Below are 15,679 nucleotides of genomic sequence, written 5' to 3'. Positions count from 1 at the left end.
AGGCTCAGGCCTGGCTGAGCGGTCGGTGCTGCGCGATTCTAGCGGTAGTCCCGCGACTGTCATAGATGCCGGGCGTATCGCTGCCGCGCAGAATGCCCAGCACCTGGCTGACGCTGGCCTTGTTGGCACGGATCAGCCTGCCGTTGCGCAGGTTGGCATCCTGGCAGCGCTGCAGCAGGGTGGAAAGCTCTTCGCTGCGCGTCAGCAGTTCGTCGCCGAGGCTGGAGCGGGCAGCCAGAGCGTGCAGCCCAGCGCGATCAGCGCTCAAGCCGACCGAGCGCAGCAATTGGCTGCGTTCATTGCCGTGCTGTTGTAGTTGGCTGAGAAGGGGTTGTTTTTCGCCGAGAAGGCTGTCGAGACGGGCGAGGTCGCGTTCACCCAGTGCCAGAAATTCGTCGTCGATCAGTTCAAGAAGTCGCTCGGCAATGCCGATATCGGAAGTGAACAGGTGCAGCAGGTTGGTATCTAGCATCTTGGGCTCCAGGGGAGACGGGCGTCCAACACCCCCAGCGCCTTAGGCTTAACGCTGGGACTCGAAGTTGAGCAGCTTCTGGGCGACGCGTTGGTCGTCGACCTGGTAACTGCCTTCGGCGATGGCCTTCTTCAGTTGGGCCACACGCTCCTTGTTGACGATCGGCTGATCGTTCAGCTTCTCGCTTGCCTTTTGCAATTGTCGTGCCTGGCTGCTTAGCTCGACGGATTCGCCGCTCTTGACCGGGCTCTGTTTCTCTTCGCCCTTGGCGACGGGCGCCTGATTCGATTGCGTGGCCTCGTTGCGGCCAGCCTGAGTCGAGCCCGCACGCCCCGTGTTCGCGGGGGTAGTGGCGTTATTCAGCCGGTTGAAGTCGATGACCATGATGCAGAACCTCGGACGATTGTTGGACGCTTGCCAAGCTTTTCGGCCCATGGCGGAAAAACTTTAGGAAAAAATTCGGCGTCGTTGGACAGTGTAGGAAATCACCCGCCTGTTGCGCCATAGCAAAGATACCTACATGGCTACTTCCACCTGGCCGGGACCGATCACCCGGGCGCGAATGACCCGTTGCGAACGCAGGTTGCGCACCTGGATCTGCTCGCCGGGTGCGCCGTTGGACAGGGCTTCACCAGGCATGCGCACATTCACCGTGCTGCTGCGAGCGCTGATCACCACCTGATCACCCTTGCGGATCGCATCGACAATCTCCAGATAGTTGGGGGCCAGTACCTGCTCGCTTTGTAACTGTCGCGTCAATTTCTTGCCGATGGCCTGCACGGGGTCGGTCAGGTAACCCTGATTGAGCTGGCCAACGTCACGTTCGACCAGGCTCACATCGGCTGCGCTGAGCACGCTCTTGCGCTTCATGGGGCGCGTGAGTATCAGCACCGGGCGGAACAGGCGCACCTCGCCCGGCACGAAGACCGTCCAGGGCGCGCTGCCGTCGCAGCGTACGCGCAAGGTGACGCGGCCCATCGGTTGCGCAGGGCTTTCCAGGCGCACGCTCAGGGCCTGGTCGCACTGCGGCAGACGCAGGCGCGGATCGATTCGATTGATGCTGATCTCATGGCGTCCCTGAATTTCGCTACGCTGTAAATATTCCACCACGGCCGACTCAAGAAACGACTCGGCAGCGCCGATAAGTTCTTCGGGCGTGGTGACGCTCGCCGGCGCGCCTACGCTATAGCCGAGCAATGGCAAAGCGAGTAAAACGGGGCGCAGGCTGCGACAGATTGCCAGTGGCTGACGGGATGATGACGTTCTAGGTTTCATGCTCATTGACGAAGCAAGCCGCGTGCCGCCTGCTAGGCTGTTACAACAAGCGTTACTTGACGATAAAGACAAAGGAGTCCGGGCATGGCCGGGTTACTGGATTCGGTTAACCAGCGTACGCAGTTGGTGGGGCAGAACCGCTTGGAGTTGTTGCTGTTTCGCCTGGATGGCCCGCAGTTGTACGGGATCAACGTATTCAAGGTGAAGGAGGTGCTGCAATGCCCCAATCTCACCATCATGCCCAAGTCCAATGCCGTGGTGCGTGGCGTCGCCAACATTCGTGGCGGCACCATTCCCATTCTCGACCTGGCCATCGCCATCGGTCGCAAGCCGCTGGATGACCTCAAGAGCAGCTTCGTCATCATCACCGAGTACAACACCAAGGTGCAGGGATTCCTGGTGCGCTCGGTGGAGCGCATCGTCAACATGAACTGGGAGGAGATCCATCCGCCACCCAAGGGCACCGGCCGCGACCATTATCTGACTGCCGTGACCCGTCTGGATCAGCAGTTGGTGGAAATCATCGACGTGGAGAAGATTCTGGCCGAGGTCGCGCCCACGTCCGAGGTGATTTCCGCAGGGGTGATCGACGAGCAGGTGCAGAGCAGCGCGGTGTCCAAGCGGGTGCTGATCGTCGATGACTCCTCGGTGGCGCGCAAGCAGGTGTCGCGCTGCCTGCAGAGCGTCGGCGTGGAGGTCATCGCGCTCAACGACGGGCGCGAAGCCCTGGACTACCTCAAGGGCATGGCCAACGAAGGCAAACGCCCTGAGCAGGAGCTGTTGATGATCATTTCCGACATCGAGATGCCGGAGATGGATGGTTACACGCTCACGACCGAGATTCGTGCCGATTCCCGCATGCAGAAGTTGCACATACTCCTGCATACTTCACTTTCGGGTGTGTTCAACCAGGCGATGGTGAAGAAGGTCGGTGCCGATGACTTCCTTGCCAAGTTCAAGCCAGACGATCTGGCATCACGCGTGGTCGATCGCATTCGTGCAGCGGATGGGGCTCAGGGGTAACTCTTGGCGAACGTTAGGGTTGGTGAGGCGGCATTAGTGTCTTCAGGTAATTTGGATTTCGAGCAGTTCCGGACGTTTCTGGAAAAGGCCTGCGGTATTCTGCTGGGTAGTAACAAGCAGTATCTGGTCTCCAGTCGCCTGAACAAGCTGATGGAACAGAACGGCATCAAGACCCTGGGCGAGCTGGTGCAGCGCATGCAGAGCCAGCCGCGTGGCGGCCTGCGTGAGCAGGTCGTCGATGCCATGACGACCAACGAGACATTATGGTTTCGTGATACCTACCCGTTCGAGGTACTCAAGAACCGGGTCTTGCCTGAGATGATCAAGTCCTATCCAGGGCAGCGTCTGCGCATCTGGTCGGCGGCCTGTTCGTCGGGGCAGGAGCCTTATTCGCTGTCCATGTCCATCGACGAGTTCGAGCGCAGCAACCTGGGGCAGCTCAAGGCGGGCATTCAGATCGTGGCGACCGATCTGTCGCCGTCGATGCTGGCCAACTGCAAATCTGGCGAGTATGACAGCCTGGCCATGGGCCGTGGCTTGTCTCAGGAGCGCCTGCAGCGCTATTTCGATCCCAAGGGGCCTGGGCGTTGGCAGGTCAAGGCGCCGATCAAGAGTCGTGTCGAGTTCCGTCCGCTGAACCTGCTGGACAGTTATGCGGCGCTGGGCAAGTTCGACATCGTGTTCTGTCGTAACGTGCTGATCTACTTCTCCGCCGAGGTGAAGAAGGACATCCTCACGCGCATCCATGCCACTTTGAAGCCGGGCGGCTATCTGTTCCTGGGGGCTTCCGAGGCGCTCAACGGCCTGCCGGACAAGTACCAGATGGTGCAGTGCAGTCCGGGGATCATCTACAAGGCCAAGTAAGGCCAGGCGCAGCACGCTCAGACGACGGGAGGCCTTGGCCTCCCGTCGGCGTTTGTGCCTGTCGCAGTCTGCTGTCGAGCGAACCCTTGGCAGAGGAGGCAAAGCCTCTGGCCGGCTTTGCCGCTGGCTTGCCAGCAGGCGGTAAAGCCTTGCCGCTTTGCCGCTTTCGAGCCGGCAACTTAATCTCAAGTCATTGATATATAAGGTTTTAAATAAATGGCACAGCCTTTGCTGTATGTCTGCCAACAGTGACAGACGGCCCTAGCGGCAAAGGTTCAGAGCATGAGCATCAACTTCGGCAGAGCCCTTGGCATCCACGAACAGGCACTCGGTTTTCGCGCCCAGCGCGCCGAGGTGCTGGCCAACAACATTGCCAACGCCGACACGCCGAACTACAAGGCGCGTGATCTGGACTTCGCCAGTGTCCTGGCTGCCGAGAATTCGCGTCAGCAGCGCGGCCCTGTCTCCCTGAGCCGTACCGACAGCCGCCACATCGCCGCCGATGGTGTGCCTAGCGGCGAAGCCGAGCTGCCCTACCGCACGCCGTTCCAGGCGTCGCTGGATCAGAACAGCGTCGACCTGCAGGTCGAGCAGGCGAACTACGCCGAGAACGCCGTGCAGTTCCAGGCCAGCTTCACCTTCCTCAACAGCAAGTTCAAAGGGCTGACCGCAGCCCTGCGCGGCGAATAAGGAGCGCGATCATGTCCCTAGCCAGTGTTTTCAACATCGCCGGTACCGGCATGAGCGCCCAGAGCACTCGCCTCAATACCATTTCCAGCAACATCGCCAACGCCGAGACCGTTTCCTCGAGCCTGGATCAGACCTACCGCGCCCGCCACCCGGTGTTCGCCACCGTGTTCCAGCAGGCGCAGAACGGCGATCGTGGCTCGCTGTTCGCCGAGCAGGACGAGGCCGGCCGTGGCGTGCAGGTGCTGGGTGTGATCGAAGATCAGAGCAGCCTGATGCCGCGCTACGAGCCTGACCATCCAATGGCTAACGCCGATGGTTACGTCTATTACCCGAACGTCAACGTGGTCGAGGAGATGGCCGACATGATTTCCGCCAGTCGTGCCTTCCAGACCAACGTTGAAATGATGAATACCGCCAAGCAGATGCTGCAGCGTGTGCTGACCCTGGGTCAGTAAGCCAATACGAGGAGCGCAGGTCATGAGCACCGTCAGCGGCACCAACTCGGTACTGGATCAGTACCAGCTCAAGCAGGACACCACCAAGAGCAAGGATCTCGGCAAGAACGAGTTCCTCAACCTGCTGGTGGCTCAGCTCAACAACCAGAACCCGCTGGAGCCTCAGGGCAACGGCGAGTTCATCGCCCAGTTGGCGCAGTTCAGCAGCCTGGAGGGGATCCAGCAGTTGAACAGCAGCGTCAACTCGATGATGTCCAACTTCCAGTCCTCGCAGGCGCTGCAGGCTTCGTCGCTGGTGGGGCGCAAGGTCATCGTGCAGGGCGAGAAGGCGGTGGTCGACACCAGCGAGAGCTTCAAGGGCAGCGTGACGGTGCCGGTAAGCAGCAAGAACGTCTATGTCAACGTCTTCGACAATTCCGGTGCCCTGGTGACGCGCGTCAACCTGGGCGAGCAGGTGGCCGGCAATGCCAGCTTCATCTGGGACGGCAAGGACGACAGCGGCAAGATCATGCCGCCCGGCACCTACAAGTTCGAGGCGCATGCCACCTATGGCAGCGAGACCAAGGGGCTGTACACCCAGTTGCCGGCCAATGTCGACAGTGTCGCGCTGGGTGGCAAGGAACTGATGCTCAATCTTGCCGGCCTCGGCAGCGTTCCGCTTTCCCAAGTGCAGATCATCGGCCAGTAATTATTGTTGCCGGCCATCCCGGCAAAGGAGTTTTCCATGTCGTTCAATATCGGTCTCAGTGGTCTGCGTGCCGCGACCAATGACCTCAACGTCACCGGCAACAACATTTCCAACGCCGGCACTGCAGGCTTCAAGCAGTCGCGTGCCGAGTTCGCCGATGTCTATGCATCCTCGGTGCTGGGCACCGGCAAGAACCCGCGCGGCAGTGGTGTGCTGCTTGCCGACGTGTCGCAGTTGTTCAATCAGGGCAACATCAACTACACGCAGAATGCCCTGGATCTGGCGATCAACGGCAACGGCTTCTTCATGACCAGCAACAACGGCAGCATGAGCTACACCCGCGCCGGTTATTTCGGCACCGACCGTGACGGTTACATCGTCAACAACTTCGGCTATCGCCTGCAGGGCTACTCGGCCGACGAGTCGGGCAACATCCTGCCGATTCAGAGCGACCTGCGCATCAATGCCGGTCAGCAGGAGCCCAGGGCCACCACCTCGGTCACGCAATCGATCAACCTCAACTCCAACGCCGTGCGCCCGGCCAATGCCGGCACCATGGCTGCGCCGACCTTCGATCCAAGTGACTCGAAATCCTTCAACTGGTCGACCTCCACCAATATCTACGATACGCAGGGCAATGCCCACGTCATGTCGCAGTACTTCGTGAAGAACGAGGCGCCGGCCAACAATGGCTGGGTCATGCATGTATTGATCGATGGCGTGAACCCGCGTGATCCGACCAGTACCCAGCCATTCAGCTATACGATGAATTACGATGCGGCCGGTCAGCTTGCCAACCCGGCTTTCACCCCGATCGCCAGCACCCCGGCCAACCCGGCATTGGATGCGCCGGCCATTCCGGCAGCCGCGGCTAACGGCACCTTCGTCCTGGCCCAGGCCGACTGGGTGCCGGCCGAGAAGGATCCGGCCAACCCTGGCGCGCTGGTGCCCAACGGCGCCGACAGTTCTGCCTTTACCTTCGACATGCGCGGTTCGACCCAGTACGCCACGGCCTTTGGCGTCAACAGCGTCAGTCAGGACGGCTATACCACAGGCCAGCTAGCGGGCCTGGAAATCGACGATACCGGGGTGATCTTCGCCCGTTACACCAACGGCCAGTCGAAGATTCAGGGGCAGGTGCTGATGGCCAACTTCGCCAACGTGCAGGGTCTGACGCCCAACGGCAAGACCGAATGGGTGCAATCCTTCGAGTCGGGTGAGCCGGTGATCGGTACGCCGCGCAGCAGTACCCTGGGGGCCTTGCAGGCCGGCGCGCTGGAAGATTCCAACGTGGAAATCTCCGACCAGTTGGTGAACCTGATCGTGGCGCAGCGCAACTACCAGGCCAACGCCAAGACCATCGAAACCGAGAGCGCCATCACCCAGACCATCATCAACCTGCGCTGATCCCTGGCGCGCCTGGCAAAGCGGCAAGCCTGGCTTGCCGCTTTGCTGCTTCCGGCCCGGCAAAACTTCGCCGCCAAGATCCTCAAAGCCTTTTTATCTTCTCTAATACTCCTTTTAAATCAGTATCTTGTGGTTGTTTTTCGGGAATGGCACGGCACTTGCTGTAGAGCATGCAAAGAGCCAAGGGCACGTCGCCCACTCGGAGGATTTCCATGGACAAGATGCTGTACGTCTCCATGACAGGTGCGCAGAACAACAGCCTGGGGCTGCGCGCCCACGCCAACAACCTGGCCAACGTGTCGACCACCGGTTTTCGCCGTGATTTCGAGCAGGCGCGCTCCATGCCGCTGTTCGGCGAAACCTTCCCGGCCCGCGTATTCGCCATGAGCGAACGCCCGGCCACGGATTTCCGGCCAGGCTCGTTGCAGGAAACCGGGCGTGATCTGGACGTGGCCGTCGGCGGCAAGGGCTGGATCGCCGTGCAGGCTGCCGATGGCAGCGAAGCCTATGTGCGAACTGCCAGCCTCAACATCGATGCCCTTGGCGTCCTGCGCACCGGCAATGGCTTGCCGGTCATGGGCAATGCCGGGCCGATCGCCGTGCCGCCGGAGCAGAAGGTGGAGATCGGCCAGGACGGCACCATCAGTATCCGCGCGCTGGGCGAGGCACCCAATACCCTGGCCGAGGTCGACCGCATCAAGCTGGTCAATCCCGATCCCAAGCAGATGGAGAAGGGCACCGATGGCCTTATCCGGGTCAAGGGCCAGCCCCAGGTCGAGCCCGATGCCACCGTCACCCTGACCTCGGGCTTTCTCGAGTCGAGCAACGTCAATGCCGTCGAAGAGATGACCGCCATCCTCGCGCTGTCCCGCCAGTTCGAGCTGTCGGTGAAGATGATGCGCACCGCCGAGGACAATGCATCGTCCGTGGCTCGGGTTTTGCAACTTAGCTAATTACCAGTACGCGGCGCCGTAAAACCGGCGCCCGAGGAGAAACGACATGCTTCCGGCTCTGTGGGTCAGCAAGACAGGCCTGTCCGCCCAGGACATGAACCTGACCACCATTTCCAACAACCTGGCCAACGTGGCGACCACCGGCTTCAAGCGCGACCGCGCGGAGTTCGAGGATCTGCTGTACCAGATTCGCCGTCAGCCGGGTGGCCAGTCCACCCAGGACAGCCAACTGCCCTCCGGCCTGCAGCTCGGTACCGGGGTGCGCATTGTGGGCACGCAGAAGATCTTCACTGCAGGCAGCCTGCAGACCACCGAGCAGCCGCTGGATCTGGCGGTCAACGGTCGCGGTTTCTTCCAGATCCTGATGCCCAATGGTGACGTGGGGTATACCCGCGACGGCAGCTTCCATCTCAATTCCGATGGCCAGATCGTCACTTCTCAGGGTTTCGCGCTGGAGCCTGCCATCGTCCTGCCGGCGGAGGTGCGTACCTTCACCGTGGGTGAAGACGGCACCGCCTCCGTGACCACTGCCGGCAACCCGCAGCCGCAGGTCATCGGCAACATCCAGTTGGCCGACTTCGTCAACGCCGCCGGCCTGGAAGCCATCGGCAACAACCTGTTCCTGGAAACCGGCGCCAGTGGTGCGCCGCAGGTAGGGGCGCCGGGACTCAACGGCCTCGGCACCACGCTGCAGAACACCCTGGAAAACTCCAACGTCAGCGTGGTCGAGGAACTGGTGAACATGATCACCACCCAGCGCGCTTATGAAATGAACTCCAAGGTGATTTCCACCGCCGATCAGATGCTGTCGTTCGTGACGCAGAACCTCTGATCCATCGAGCCCGACTAGTTACACCGTGAGGTAGAGGTTATGAACCGGCAATTGATCTGTTTTCCCCTGTTGGCGAGCGTGCTGCTGAGCAGTGGCTGCGTGGCGCCGACGGCCAAGCCGGACGATCCCTATTACGCGCCGGTGCTGCCACGCACGCCCATGCCGGCGGCGCAGAACAACGGCGCGATCTATCAGGCCGGGTTCGAGAACGGCCTGTATGACGACCGCAAGGCCTTCCGCGTCGGCGACATCATCACCATCACCCTCAACGAGCGTACCCAGGCCAGCAAGAACGCCAACAGCGCACTGAAGAAGGACAGCAGCGGCACCCTAGGCGTGCCCAACCTGTTCGGCATGGCCGTGGCCCCTGACAACCCGCTGCGCAGCCTCAGCGCCCTGGGCATGACCAACAACAACCTGAGCCTGGATTCGAGCTGGGATTCGCAACGCGCCAACACCGGCTCCGGGCAGGCAGGGCAGAGCAATAGTCTGTCCGGTTCGATCACCGTGACCGTTGCCGAAGTACTGCCCAACGGTATCCTCGCCGTGCGCGGCGAGAAATGGATGACCCTCAATACCGGCGACGAGCTGGTACGTATTTCCGGCCTGGTGCGCGCCGACGATATCGCCACCGACAACACCGTGGCCTCGACCCGTGTGGCCGATGCGCGCATCACCTATTCCGGCACGGGCGCCTTCGCCGATGCCAACCAGCCGGGTTGGATGAGCCGCTTCTTCATGAGCCCGTTGTGGCCGTTCTGAGCTGGAGAGCCGTTATGACATCCTGGATCAGCGCCCTGCGCCCGGCCGTTCGTGAGAGCAAGCCGCAGTACTCCTGTCGTCAGCAGTTCGCCGCAGCGCAGTGTGGCTATCGCCGCCGTGGTGCCAACGACTGGCTGCTGCTGGCGACGATGCTGTGCAGCTTGCTGATCAGCCTGCCGACCCAGGCCGAGCGTCTCAAGGATCTGGCCTCCATTCAGGGCGTGCGCAGCAACCAGCTGATCGGCTACGGCCTGGTGGTCGGTCTCAACGGCACCGGCGACCAGACCACGCAGACACCTTTCACCGTGCAGACCTTCAACAACATGATGGCGCAGTTCGGCATCAAGGTGCCGGCTGGTGGCAACGTGCAGCTCAAGAACGTCGCCGCGGTTTCGGTGCATGCCGATTTGCCGGCGTTCGCCAAGCCGGGCCAGGCCATCGACATCACCATCTCCTCCATCGGTAACGCCAAGAGCCTGCGCGGCGGCAGCCTGCTGATGACGCCGCTCAAGGGCATCGATGGCAACGTCTACGCCATCGCTCAGGGCAACCTGGTGGTCGGCGGCTTCGATGCCAGTGGCGCCGATGGTTCGCGCATCACCGTCAACGTGCCCTCGGCCGGACGCATTCCCGGCGGTGCCACGGTCGAGCGCCCTGTGCCCAGTGGTTTCGATCAGGGCAATACCCTGACTCTCAACCTCAATCGCCCCGACTTCACCACGGCGAAGAACATCGTCGATCAGATCAACGACCTGCTCGGCCCCGGCGTGGCTCAGGCCATCGATGGTGGCTCGATCCGCGTCAGCGCGCCGCTCGACCCCAATCAGCGCGTCGATTACCTGTCGATTCTGGAGAATCTGCAGGTGGAGGCGGGCAAGGCGGTGGCCAAGGTCATCATCAACTCGCGCACCGGCACCATCGTCATCGGCCAGGACGTCAAGGTGCAGCCAGCGGCCGTGACCCACGGCAGCCTGACCGTGACCATCACCGAAGACCCCATCGTCAGCCAGCCCGAAGCACTCTCCGGTGGCCAGACCGCCGTGGTGCCGCGCTCGCGCGTCGGTGCCGAGGAAGAAAAGAAACCGATGTTCAAGTTCGGCCCAGGCACCAGCCTCGACGAAATCGTACGTGCGGTGAATCAGGTCGGTGCCGCACCTTCCGACCTCATGGCCATCCTGGAGGCGCTCAAGCAAGCCGGCGCCCTGCAGGCTGACCTGATCGTGATCTAAAGAGGCAAAAGCGTATGGATTCTCGACTCTCAGCCGGTCTGCTCGGCGCCAAGAGCCCGGTCGACAGCGGCTCGTTCAACGACCTGAACCGTCTCAACCAATTCAAGGTGGGCGGTGACAGCGAGCAGAACATTCGCAAGGTGGCCAAGGAGTTCGAGTCGCTGTTCGTCAACGAAATGCTCAAGGCCATGCGCTCGGCCAATGCCGTGTTCAGCGAAGGCAACTTCATGAACAGCAACGAGAGCAAGACCTACCAGGACATGTACGACCAGCAGTTGGCGGTCACCCTGTCCAAGGAAGGTCGCGGCATCGGCCTGGCCGATGTACTGACGCGGCAGATGTCCAAGCTCAAGCAGCACTCCGATCGCCCCAACCCCTTTGCCCAGGTGCAGCAGCCGGTCGCGGCGCAAAGTGCCGAGCAGAGCGTCAAGGGGGTCTCCGGCTTTCGCGAGAGCGATGATGTGGCCGCACTCAATCGTCGGCGCCTGGCGCTGCCGGGCAAACTGACCGATCGCCTGCTGGCCGGCATTGTGCCCGCCGCTGGCGATGGCAAGACACTGGCTGGCGAGGACTGGATTCCGGCGCAGGTCAGCACGGCCAAGACCACGGCACCGAAGCTGGACATCGATGCCCTCGCTGGCCGGCGCATCGCCCAGCCGCCGCTGGCGCCGGGCAAGGCCGCCTTCGCCTCGCCACAGGAATTCGTTGCCACCATGTTGCCGATGGCCGAGGCGGCTGCCGAGAAAATCGGTGTCGACCCGCGTTATCTGGTGGCTCAGGCCGCGCTGGAAACGGGTTGGGGCAAATCAATCATCCGCACCCGCGATGGCGACAGCAGCCACAACCTGTTCGGCATCAAGGCCCATGGCGGCTGGGAAGGGGACTCGGCGCGGGTGTTGACCACCGAGTTCAAGGGCGGCAAGGCGGTGAAGGAATCCGCCAGCTTCCGTACCTACGAGTCCTACGCCCACAGCTTCGATGATTACGTGCGCTTCCTGCAGGACAACGGTCGCTACGAGAAGGCGCTGAACGTTACCGAGAACCCGGAGCGCTTCGTCAAGGAACTGCAGCAGGCCGGTTATGCCACCGACCCCAACTACGCGCGCAAGATCTCCCAGATCGCCCGTCAGATGCAGACCTATCAGGCGGTCGCGGCTGCCGATGGCTCGACTACCAGGACCTGAGATTGAAGCATGGCTGACCTACTGAACATCGGCCTGTCCGGCCTGTCGGCGAACAAGACCTCGCTGTCGGTCACCGGCCACAACATCGTCAACGTCAACACCCCCGGCTTCTCCCGCCAGGATTCGGTGCAGGCCACGCGCGTGCCGCAGTTCAGCGGTGCCGGTTACATCGGCTCGGGCACCACGCTGGTGGACGTGCGGCGCATCTACAACGACTTTCTCACCACCCAGGTGCGTAGCAGCACGGCGTTGAACTCCGATACGCAGTCCTACCTCAGCCAGATCAACCAGCTCGACTCGCTGCTGGCCGGCAGTACCACCGGGGTGACGCCCGGCTTGCAGAAGCTGTTCAGCGCCCTGCAGACCGCCGCCGAAGACCCGGCCAACATTCCCGCACGGCAGTTGGTGCTGTCCGAGGCCGAAGGTCTGGCCAAGCGTTTCAACACCGTATACGACCGTCTGTTCGAGCAGAACAGCTTCATCAACAAGCAGCTTTCGGCGGTGACCGACCAGGTCAATCAGTTGGCGACCTCCATCGCCGGCTACAACGACGCCATCGCCATCGCTTCGGCCAACGGGCGGGCACCGAACGATCTGCTCGACGCGCGCGAAGAGGCGGTGCGCAAGTTGTCCGAGTTCGTTGGCGTCAGCGTGGTGCCGCAGGACGACAACAGCTACAACCTGTTCATCGGCTCCGGCCAGCCTCTGGTGGTCGGCAGCACGGCTTCCAAGTTGCAGATCACTCCTGGGTTGTCCGACCCGCTGCGCAGCGAGATCCAGTTCGTCAGCGGCAATTCCCAGCAGAACGTCACCTCGCTGATCACCGGCGGTGAGATGGGCGGCCTGCTGCGCTATCGCCAGGACGTGCTGGACGTTTCGATGAACTCGGTGGGGCGCCTGGCGCTGTCGGTGGCCGACCAGCTCAACGTCCAGCTCGGGCAGGGGCTCGATCTCAACGGCCAGTTCGGCAACGAGCTGTTCCGTCCGCTCAACGACCCGCTGTTGCTCGCTCAGCGCAGCCTGGCACGGGTGGGCAACAGTGACCCCTCGGCCAACCTCAATGTCAGCATCACCGATACCACCCAACTGACCACCAGCGATTACGAGGTGCAGTTCACCAGCGCCACCGAATACGTGGTGCGCCGGCAATCCGATGGCACCCTGTTTCCGCCGACCCCGGCCACCTTCGACATCACCACGGTGCCAGCGCCGGAAATCGACGGTTTCAGCCTGGGCGTCGCCGCCGGCACCTTCGCCGCGGGCGACCGCTTCCAGATCATGCCCACCCGCAATGCCGGGCGCGACATCCGCGCGGACATGAAGAACCCCGAAGAGCTGGCCTTCGCCGCGCCGCTGAAGGCCGAAACCAGCCCGGGCAACATCGGCACCGGCAAGATCAGCCAGCCGACCCTGAAGACCGAGATCGACATCTATGACCCGGCGGCGCAAGCCGACCTGGAAACCAGCCTGCGCAACGCGCCGCCGCTGCGTATCGTCATGGGTGCCGCCGGTGGTGCTACGCAGAGCTACAACGTGGTGGACATCAACGGCAACGTGATCAATACCGGCAACATCGTGCCGGGTCAGGACAACGCCCTGACCATCAACGTGCCGGCCAATCCGCCGGGGATTCCGGTGGCCTTCGAGTATCAGGTGAACATCAGCGGCCGGCCGGCAGCAGGCGACAATTTCTCGGTGTCGTTCAACACCAATGGTGTGTCCGATAACCGCAACGCCCTGAACCTGGTCGACCTGCAAAAGAAATCGGTCATCGGCATCAACCCGGCCGCGCCGGATACCACGGGCTCGAGTTTTTCCGATGCCTATGGTGACCTGGTCGAGCGGGTCGGTACTCTGACCAGCCAGGCTCGGGTGGATGGCCAGGCGACTTCGGCGATCCTCAAGCAGGCCACCGACAACCGCGACTCGGTCTCCGGGGTGAACCTGGACGAGGAGGCCGCCAAGCTGATCCAGTTCGAGCAGTACTACCAGGCCTCCGCGCAGATCATTCAAGTTGCGCGTAGCCTGTTCGATACCCTGATCAATACATTCTGATAGCGACCCTCCTGAATGCGGGAGGGTCAAGCCTGCTCCGATGGCAGGTACCGCAAGAGGCAAGCCTTATGGTCATGCGCATTTCCTCCGTTCAGGCGTTCAACAACGGCGTCTCAGGCCTGGGGAACAACTACGCCAACGTGATCCGCACCCAGGAGCAGATCAGCAGTGGCAACCGCATCCTGACCCCGGCGGACGATCCGGTCGCCTCGGTGCGCCTGCTGCAGCTCGAGCAGCAGCAGTCGGTGCTCAAGCAGTACAACGACAACCTGACGGCAGCGAAGAACAGCCTGTCTCAGGAGGAAACCACGCTCAACTCGGTCAATACCGTGCTGCAGCGGGTGCGCGAACTGGCCGTACAGGCCGGTGGCGGGGCTCTGTCTTCGGCTGACCGCAATTCCATCGCCAAGGAGCTGTCCGAGCGCGAGGCCGAGTTGCTCAACCTGATGAACAGCCGCAACGCCCGTGGCGAATACCTGTTCTCCGGTAACCTGGGTAAGACCGAGCCTTTCGTACGCAACCCGGATGGCACCTACTCCTATTTCGGCGACGAGGGCCAGCGCAGCCTGCAGGTGGCCAGTTCCACCAACGTGGCGATCAACGACAACGGCAAGCGCCTGTTCGAGGACGTGAGCAACGCCGATCGGGTGATCAACGCAGGCGGCGTCAATAATCCGGCTCTGCCGACCCCGCCCTTGCCCGCGACCACCATCGCTGCCGTGCCCGAGGATGAGCAGCGCGTGTTCATGTCGCCGGGGCTGGTGGAGGACGAGCGCGCCTTCAATGCCAGCTTCCGCAGCGGCGAACCCTATTCGCTGGCCTTCGTCAGTGGCAACGAGTTTCGCATCTACGATGCCAGCGGCGCCGACGTCACCTCGGAGATTCCTGGCGGCGGCAAGATCGATCCGCTGGTCAGCGGCGGTAACTCCATCAACTTTCGTGGCATGCGTTTCCAGCTCGATGTGGCCCTCAAGGAGGGCGACAACCCGCTGGATCTGGACAACCTGCTGGCCGATATCCAGCCACCGGCCACCGCTGGCTCGCCTGGGCTCGGTACGCACAGCTTCACCTTGCAGTCGGCACCGACCGAGTTCGCCGTGACCCGCTCCTCCACCAATGCCTCGGCGGCCGTGGTGGCCGGCGGCACCATCGTCAACCAGAACACCTTCGACAGCCAGTTCCCCACCTCCGGCGTGGTGCTGCGCTTCACCGACGATACCAACTACGAGGTTTATGCTCAGCCCGTCGGCCCCAACAGCCCGGTGCTGACCACGGGCACGGCTGCGGGGCCGTATCCGTCGACCTTCAACGTCTATGGCGTGGACTTCACCCTGTCCGGGCCGGCCAGTGCTGCCGGCGGTGACGAGTTCGGCGTCAAACCGCAGTTCCAGGAACAGCGCGGCATCCTCAACACCATCTCGCGTCTGCGTCAGGCGCTGGAATCCTCGCCCACCTCGCCGGCCGGCAACCTGGCCGTGCGCAATGAGGTGGCCATCGCCCTGAAGAACCTCGACAACGGCATGGCCAACGTCGATGAAGTGCATACCGAGATCGGCGCGCGCCTCGGTCTGATCGAGACCACCAGCGTCGACAACGAGGACGTGGCTCTGGTGAACAAGTCCGTGCAGGCCGAGTTGCGCGAACTGGACTACGCTGAGGCCCTGTCGCGCCTGTCGTTCCAGAGCATCATCCTCGAGGCGGCGCAGCAGAGCTACGTGAAGATCGCCGGGCTGAATCTGTTCAATCAATTGCGTTGAACGCTCGTTGCATCGATTTGCTTGCTGCGGGTT

At 62.2% G+C, this 15,679-nt stretch carries 16 protein-coding genes; 13 read left to right on the top strand and 3 right to left on the bottom strand.

The features are described 5' to 3' along the window. Positions 1-4: 4 nt before the first annotated feature. From PVE35_RS16975 to flgA, 3 genes are all read right to left on the bottom strand, one after another. Positions 5-472: a flagellar protein FlgN gene (locus PVE35_RS16975; RefSeq protein ID WP_277372448.1), complete on the bottom strand. Its 468-nt coding sequence runs from the start codon at positions 470-472 to the stop codon at positions 5-7. Between the two features lie 48 nt (positions 473-520). After that, on the bottom strand, positions 521-856 hold the full coding sequence (gene flgM, locus PVE35_RS16970) for a flagellar biosynthesis anti-sigma factor FlgM (protein ID WP_268178297.1): 336 nt from the start codon (positions 854-856) through the stop codon (positions 521-523). A gap of 132 nt (positions 857-988) precedes the next feature. Then, on the bottom strand, positions 989-1,747 hold the full coding sequence (gene flgA / locus PVE35_RS16965; protein ID WP_268178296.1) for a flagellar basal body P-ring formation chaperone FlgA: 759 nt from the start codon (positions 1,745-1,747) through the stop codon (positions 989-991). Between the two features lie 84 nt (positions 1,748-1,831). Between flgA and PVE35_RS16960 the strand changes: the two genes are divergently transcribed. The 13 genes from PVE35_RS16960 (at position 1,832) to PVE35_RS16900 (ending at position 15,646) form a co-directional block, all read left to right on the top strand. Continuing rightward, positions 1,832-2,770 carry a chemotaxis protein CheV gene (locus tag PVE35_RS16960; RefSeq protein WP_268178295.1) on the top strand — a complete coding sequence of 313 codons (939 nt, stop codon included), beginning with the start codon at positions 1,832-1,834 and terminating at the stop codon, positions 2,768-2,770. Between the two features lie 36 nt (positions 2,771-2,806). Continuing rightward, entirely contained in the window at positions 2,807-3,634 is an 828-nt protein-coding gene (gene cheR / locus PVE35_RS16955) for a protein-glutamate O-methyltransferase CheR (RefSeq protein ID WP_268178294.1), read from the top strand. Positions 3,635-3,916: 282 nt separating this feature from the next. Continuing rightward, positions 3,917-4,324 (top strand): flagellar basal body rod protein FlgB, encoded by a 408-nt coding sequence (flgB, locus tag PVE35_RS16950; protein ID WP_268178293.1) that lies wholly within the window; start codon positions 3,917-3,919, stop codon positions 4,322-4,324. An 11-nt stretch (positions 4,325-4,335) separates the two neighbouring features. Further along, positions 4,336-4,779: a flagellar basal body rod protein FlgC gene (flgC, locus tag PVE35_RS16945; protein ID WP_268178292.1), complete on the top strand. Its 444-nt coding sequence runs from the start codon at positions 4,336-4,338 to the stop codon at positions 4,777-4,779. A gap of 22 nt (positions 4,780-4,801) precedes the next feature. Continuing rightward, positions 4,802-5,467, top strand: coding sequence for a flagellar hook assembly protein FlgD (locus tag PVE35_RS16940; RefSeq protein ID WP_268178291.1), 666 nt, complete (start codon positions 4,802-4,804; stop codon positions 5,465-5,467). Positions 5,468-5,503: 36 nt separating this feature from the next. Beyond that, entirely contained in the window at positions 5,504-6,874 is a 1,371-nt protein-coding gene (gene flgE / locus PVE35_RS16935) for a flagellar hook protein FlgE (protein WP_277372447.1), read from the top strand. Positions 6,875-7,086: 212 nt separating this feature from the next. Then, positions 7,087-7,827 carry a flagellar basal body rod protein FlgF gene (locus tag PVE35_RS16930; protein ID WP_268178289.1) on the top strand — a complete coding sequence of 247 codons (741 nt, stop codon included), beginning with the start codon at positions 7,087-7,089 and terminating at the stop codon, positions 7,825-7,827. Between the two features lie 46 nt (positions 7,828-7,873). After that, positions 7,874-8,659 (top strand): flagellar basal-body rod protein FlgG, encoded by a 786-nt coding sequence (gene flgG, locus PVE35_RS16925; RefSeq protein WP_268178288.1) that lies wholly within the window; start codon positions 7,874-7,876, stop codon positions 8,657-8,659. A 39-nt stretch (positions 8,660-8,698) separates the two neighbouring features. Then, positions 8,699-9,421: a flagellar basal body L-ring protein FlgH gene (flgH, locus tag PVE35_RS16920; RefSeq protein ID WP_268178287.1), complete on the top strand. Its 723-nt coding sequence runs from the start codon at positions 8,699-8,701 to the stop codon at positions 9,419-9,421. 149 nt (positions 9,422-9,570) lie between these two features. Beyond that, positions 9,571-10,650: a flagellar basal body P-ring protein FlgI gene (locus tag PVE35_RS16915; protein ID WP_268184347.1), complete on the top strand. Its 1,080-nt coding sequence runs from the start codon at positions 9,571-9,573 to the stop codon at positions 10,648-10,650. Between the two features lie 14 nt (positions 10,651-10,664). Further along, complete coding sequence (flgJ, locus tag PVE35_RS16910; protein ID WP_268178286.1) at positions 10,665-11,834, top strand: flagellar assembly peptidoglycan hydrolase FlgJ; 1,170 nt, start codon at positions 10,665-10,667, stop codon at positions 11,832-11,834. Between the two features lie 9 nt (positions 11,835-11,843). Beyond that, entirely contained in the window at positions 11,844-13,889 is a 2,046-nt protein-coding gene (flgK, locus tag PVE35_RS16905; RefSeq protein WP_268178285.1) for a flagellar hook-associated protein FlgK, read from the top strand. Positions 13,890-13,963: 74 nt separating this feature from the next. Beyond that, positions 13,964-15,646, top strand: coding sequence for a flagellar hook-associated protein 3 (locus PVE35_RS16900; protein ID WP_277372446.1), 1,683 nt, complete (start codon positions 13,964-13,966; stop codon positions 15,644-15,646). The last annotated feature ends 33 nt before the right edge of the window (positions 15,647-15,679 follow it).

This window comes from Pseudomonas sp. AA-38 (assembly GCF_029457475.1).
Taxonomy (GTDB): Bacteria; Pseudomonadota; Gammaproteobacteria; order Pseudomonadales; family Pseudomonadaceae; genus Aquipseudomonas.
Note: the sequence above shows the minus strand (reverse complement) of the source record. Positions and strands in the feature narration are given on the sequence as shown.

Bases quoted from the DNA above. Each gene is read 5' to 3' on its own strand.
- PVE35_RS16975 (WP_277372448.1), bottom strand. From the start codon at position 472: ATGCTAGATACCAACCTGCTGCACCTGTTCACTTCCGATATCGGCATT.
- flgM (WP_268178297.1), bottom strand. From the start codon at position 856: ATGGTCATCGACTTCAACCGGCTGAATAACGCCACTACCCCCGCGAAC.
- flgA (WP_268178296.1), bottom strand. From the start codon at position 1,747: ATGAAACCTAGAACGTCATCATCCCGTCAGCCACTGGCAATCTGTCGC.
- PVE35_RS16960 (WP_268178295.1), top strand. From the start codon at position 1,832: ATGGCCGGGTTACTGGATTCGGTTAACCAGCGTACGCAGTTGGTGGGG.
- flgB (WP_268178293.1), top strand. From the start codon at position 3,917: ATGAGCATCAACTTCGGCAGAGCCCTTGGCATCCACGAACAGGCACTC.
- flgC (WP_268178292.1), top strand. From the start codon at position 4,336: ATGTCCCTAGCCAGTGTTTTCAACATCGCCGGTACCGGCATGAGCGCC.
- PVE35_RS16940 (WP_268178291.1), top strand. From the start codon at position 4,802: ATGAGCACCGTCAGCGGCACCAACTCGGTACTGGATCAGTACCAGCTC.
- flgE (WP_277372447.1), top strand. From the start codon at position 5,504: ATGTCGTTCAATATCGGTCTCAGTGGTCTGCGTGCCGCGACCAATGAC.
- PVE35_RS16930 (WP_268178289.1), top strand. From the start codon at position 7,087: ATGGACAAGATGCTGTACGTCTCCATGACAGGTGCGCAGAACAACAGC.
- flgG (WP_268178288.1), top strand. From the start codon at position 7,874: ATGCTTCCGGCTCTGTGGGTCAGCAAGACAGGCCTGTCCGCCCAGGAC.
- flgH (WP_268178287.1), top strand. From the start codon at position 8,699: ATGAACCGGCAATTGATCTGTTTTCCCCTGTTGGCGAGCGTGCTGCTG.
- PVE35_RS16915 (WP_268184347.1), top strand. From the start codon at position 9,571: ATGCTGTGCAGCTTGCTGATCAGCCTGCCGACCCAGGCCGAGCGTCTC.
- flgJ (WP_268178286.1), top strand. From the start codon at position 10,665: ATGGATTCTCGACTCTCAGCCGGTCTGCTCGGCGCCAAGAGCCCGGTC.
- flgK (WP_268178285.1), top strand. From the start codon at position 11,844: ATGGCTGACCTACTGAACATCGGCCTGTCCGGCCTGTCGGCGAACAAG.
- PVE35_RS16900 (WP_277372446.1), top strand. From the start codon at position 13,964: ATGCGCATTTCCTCCGTTCAGGCGTTCAACAACGGCGTCTCAGGCCTG.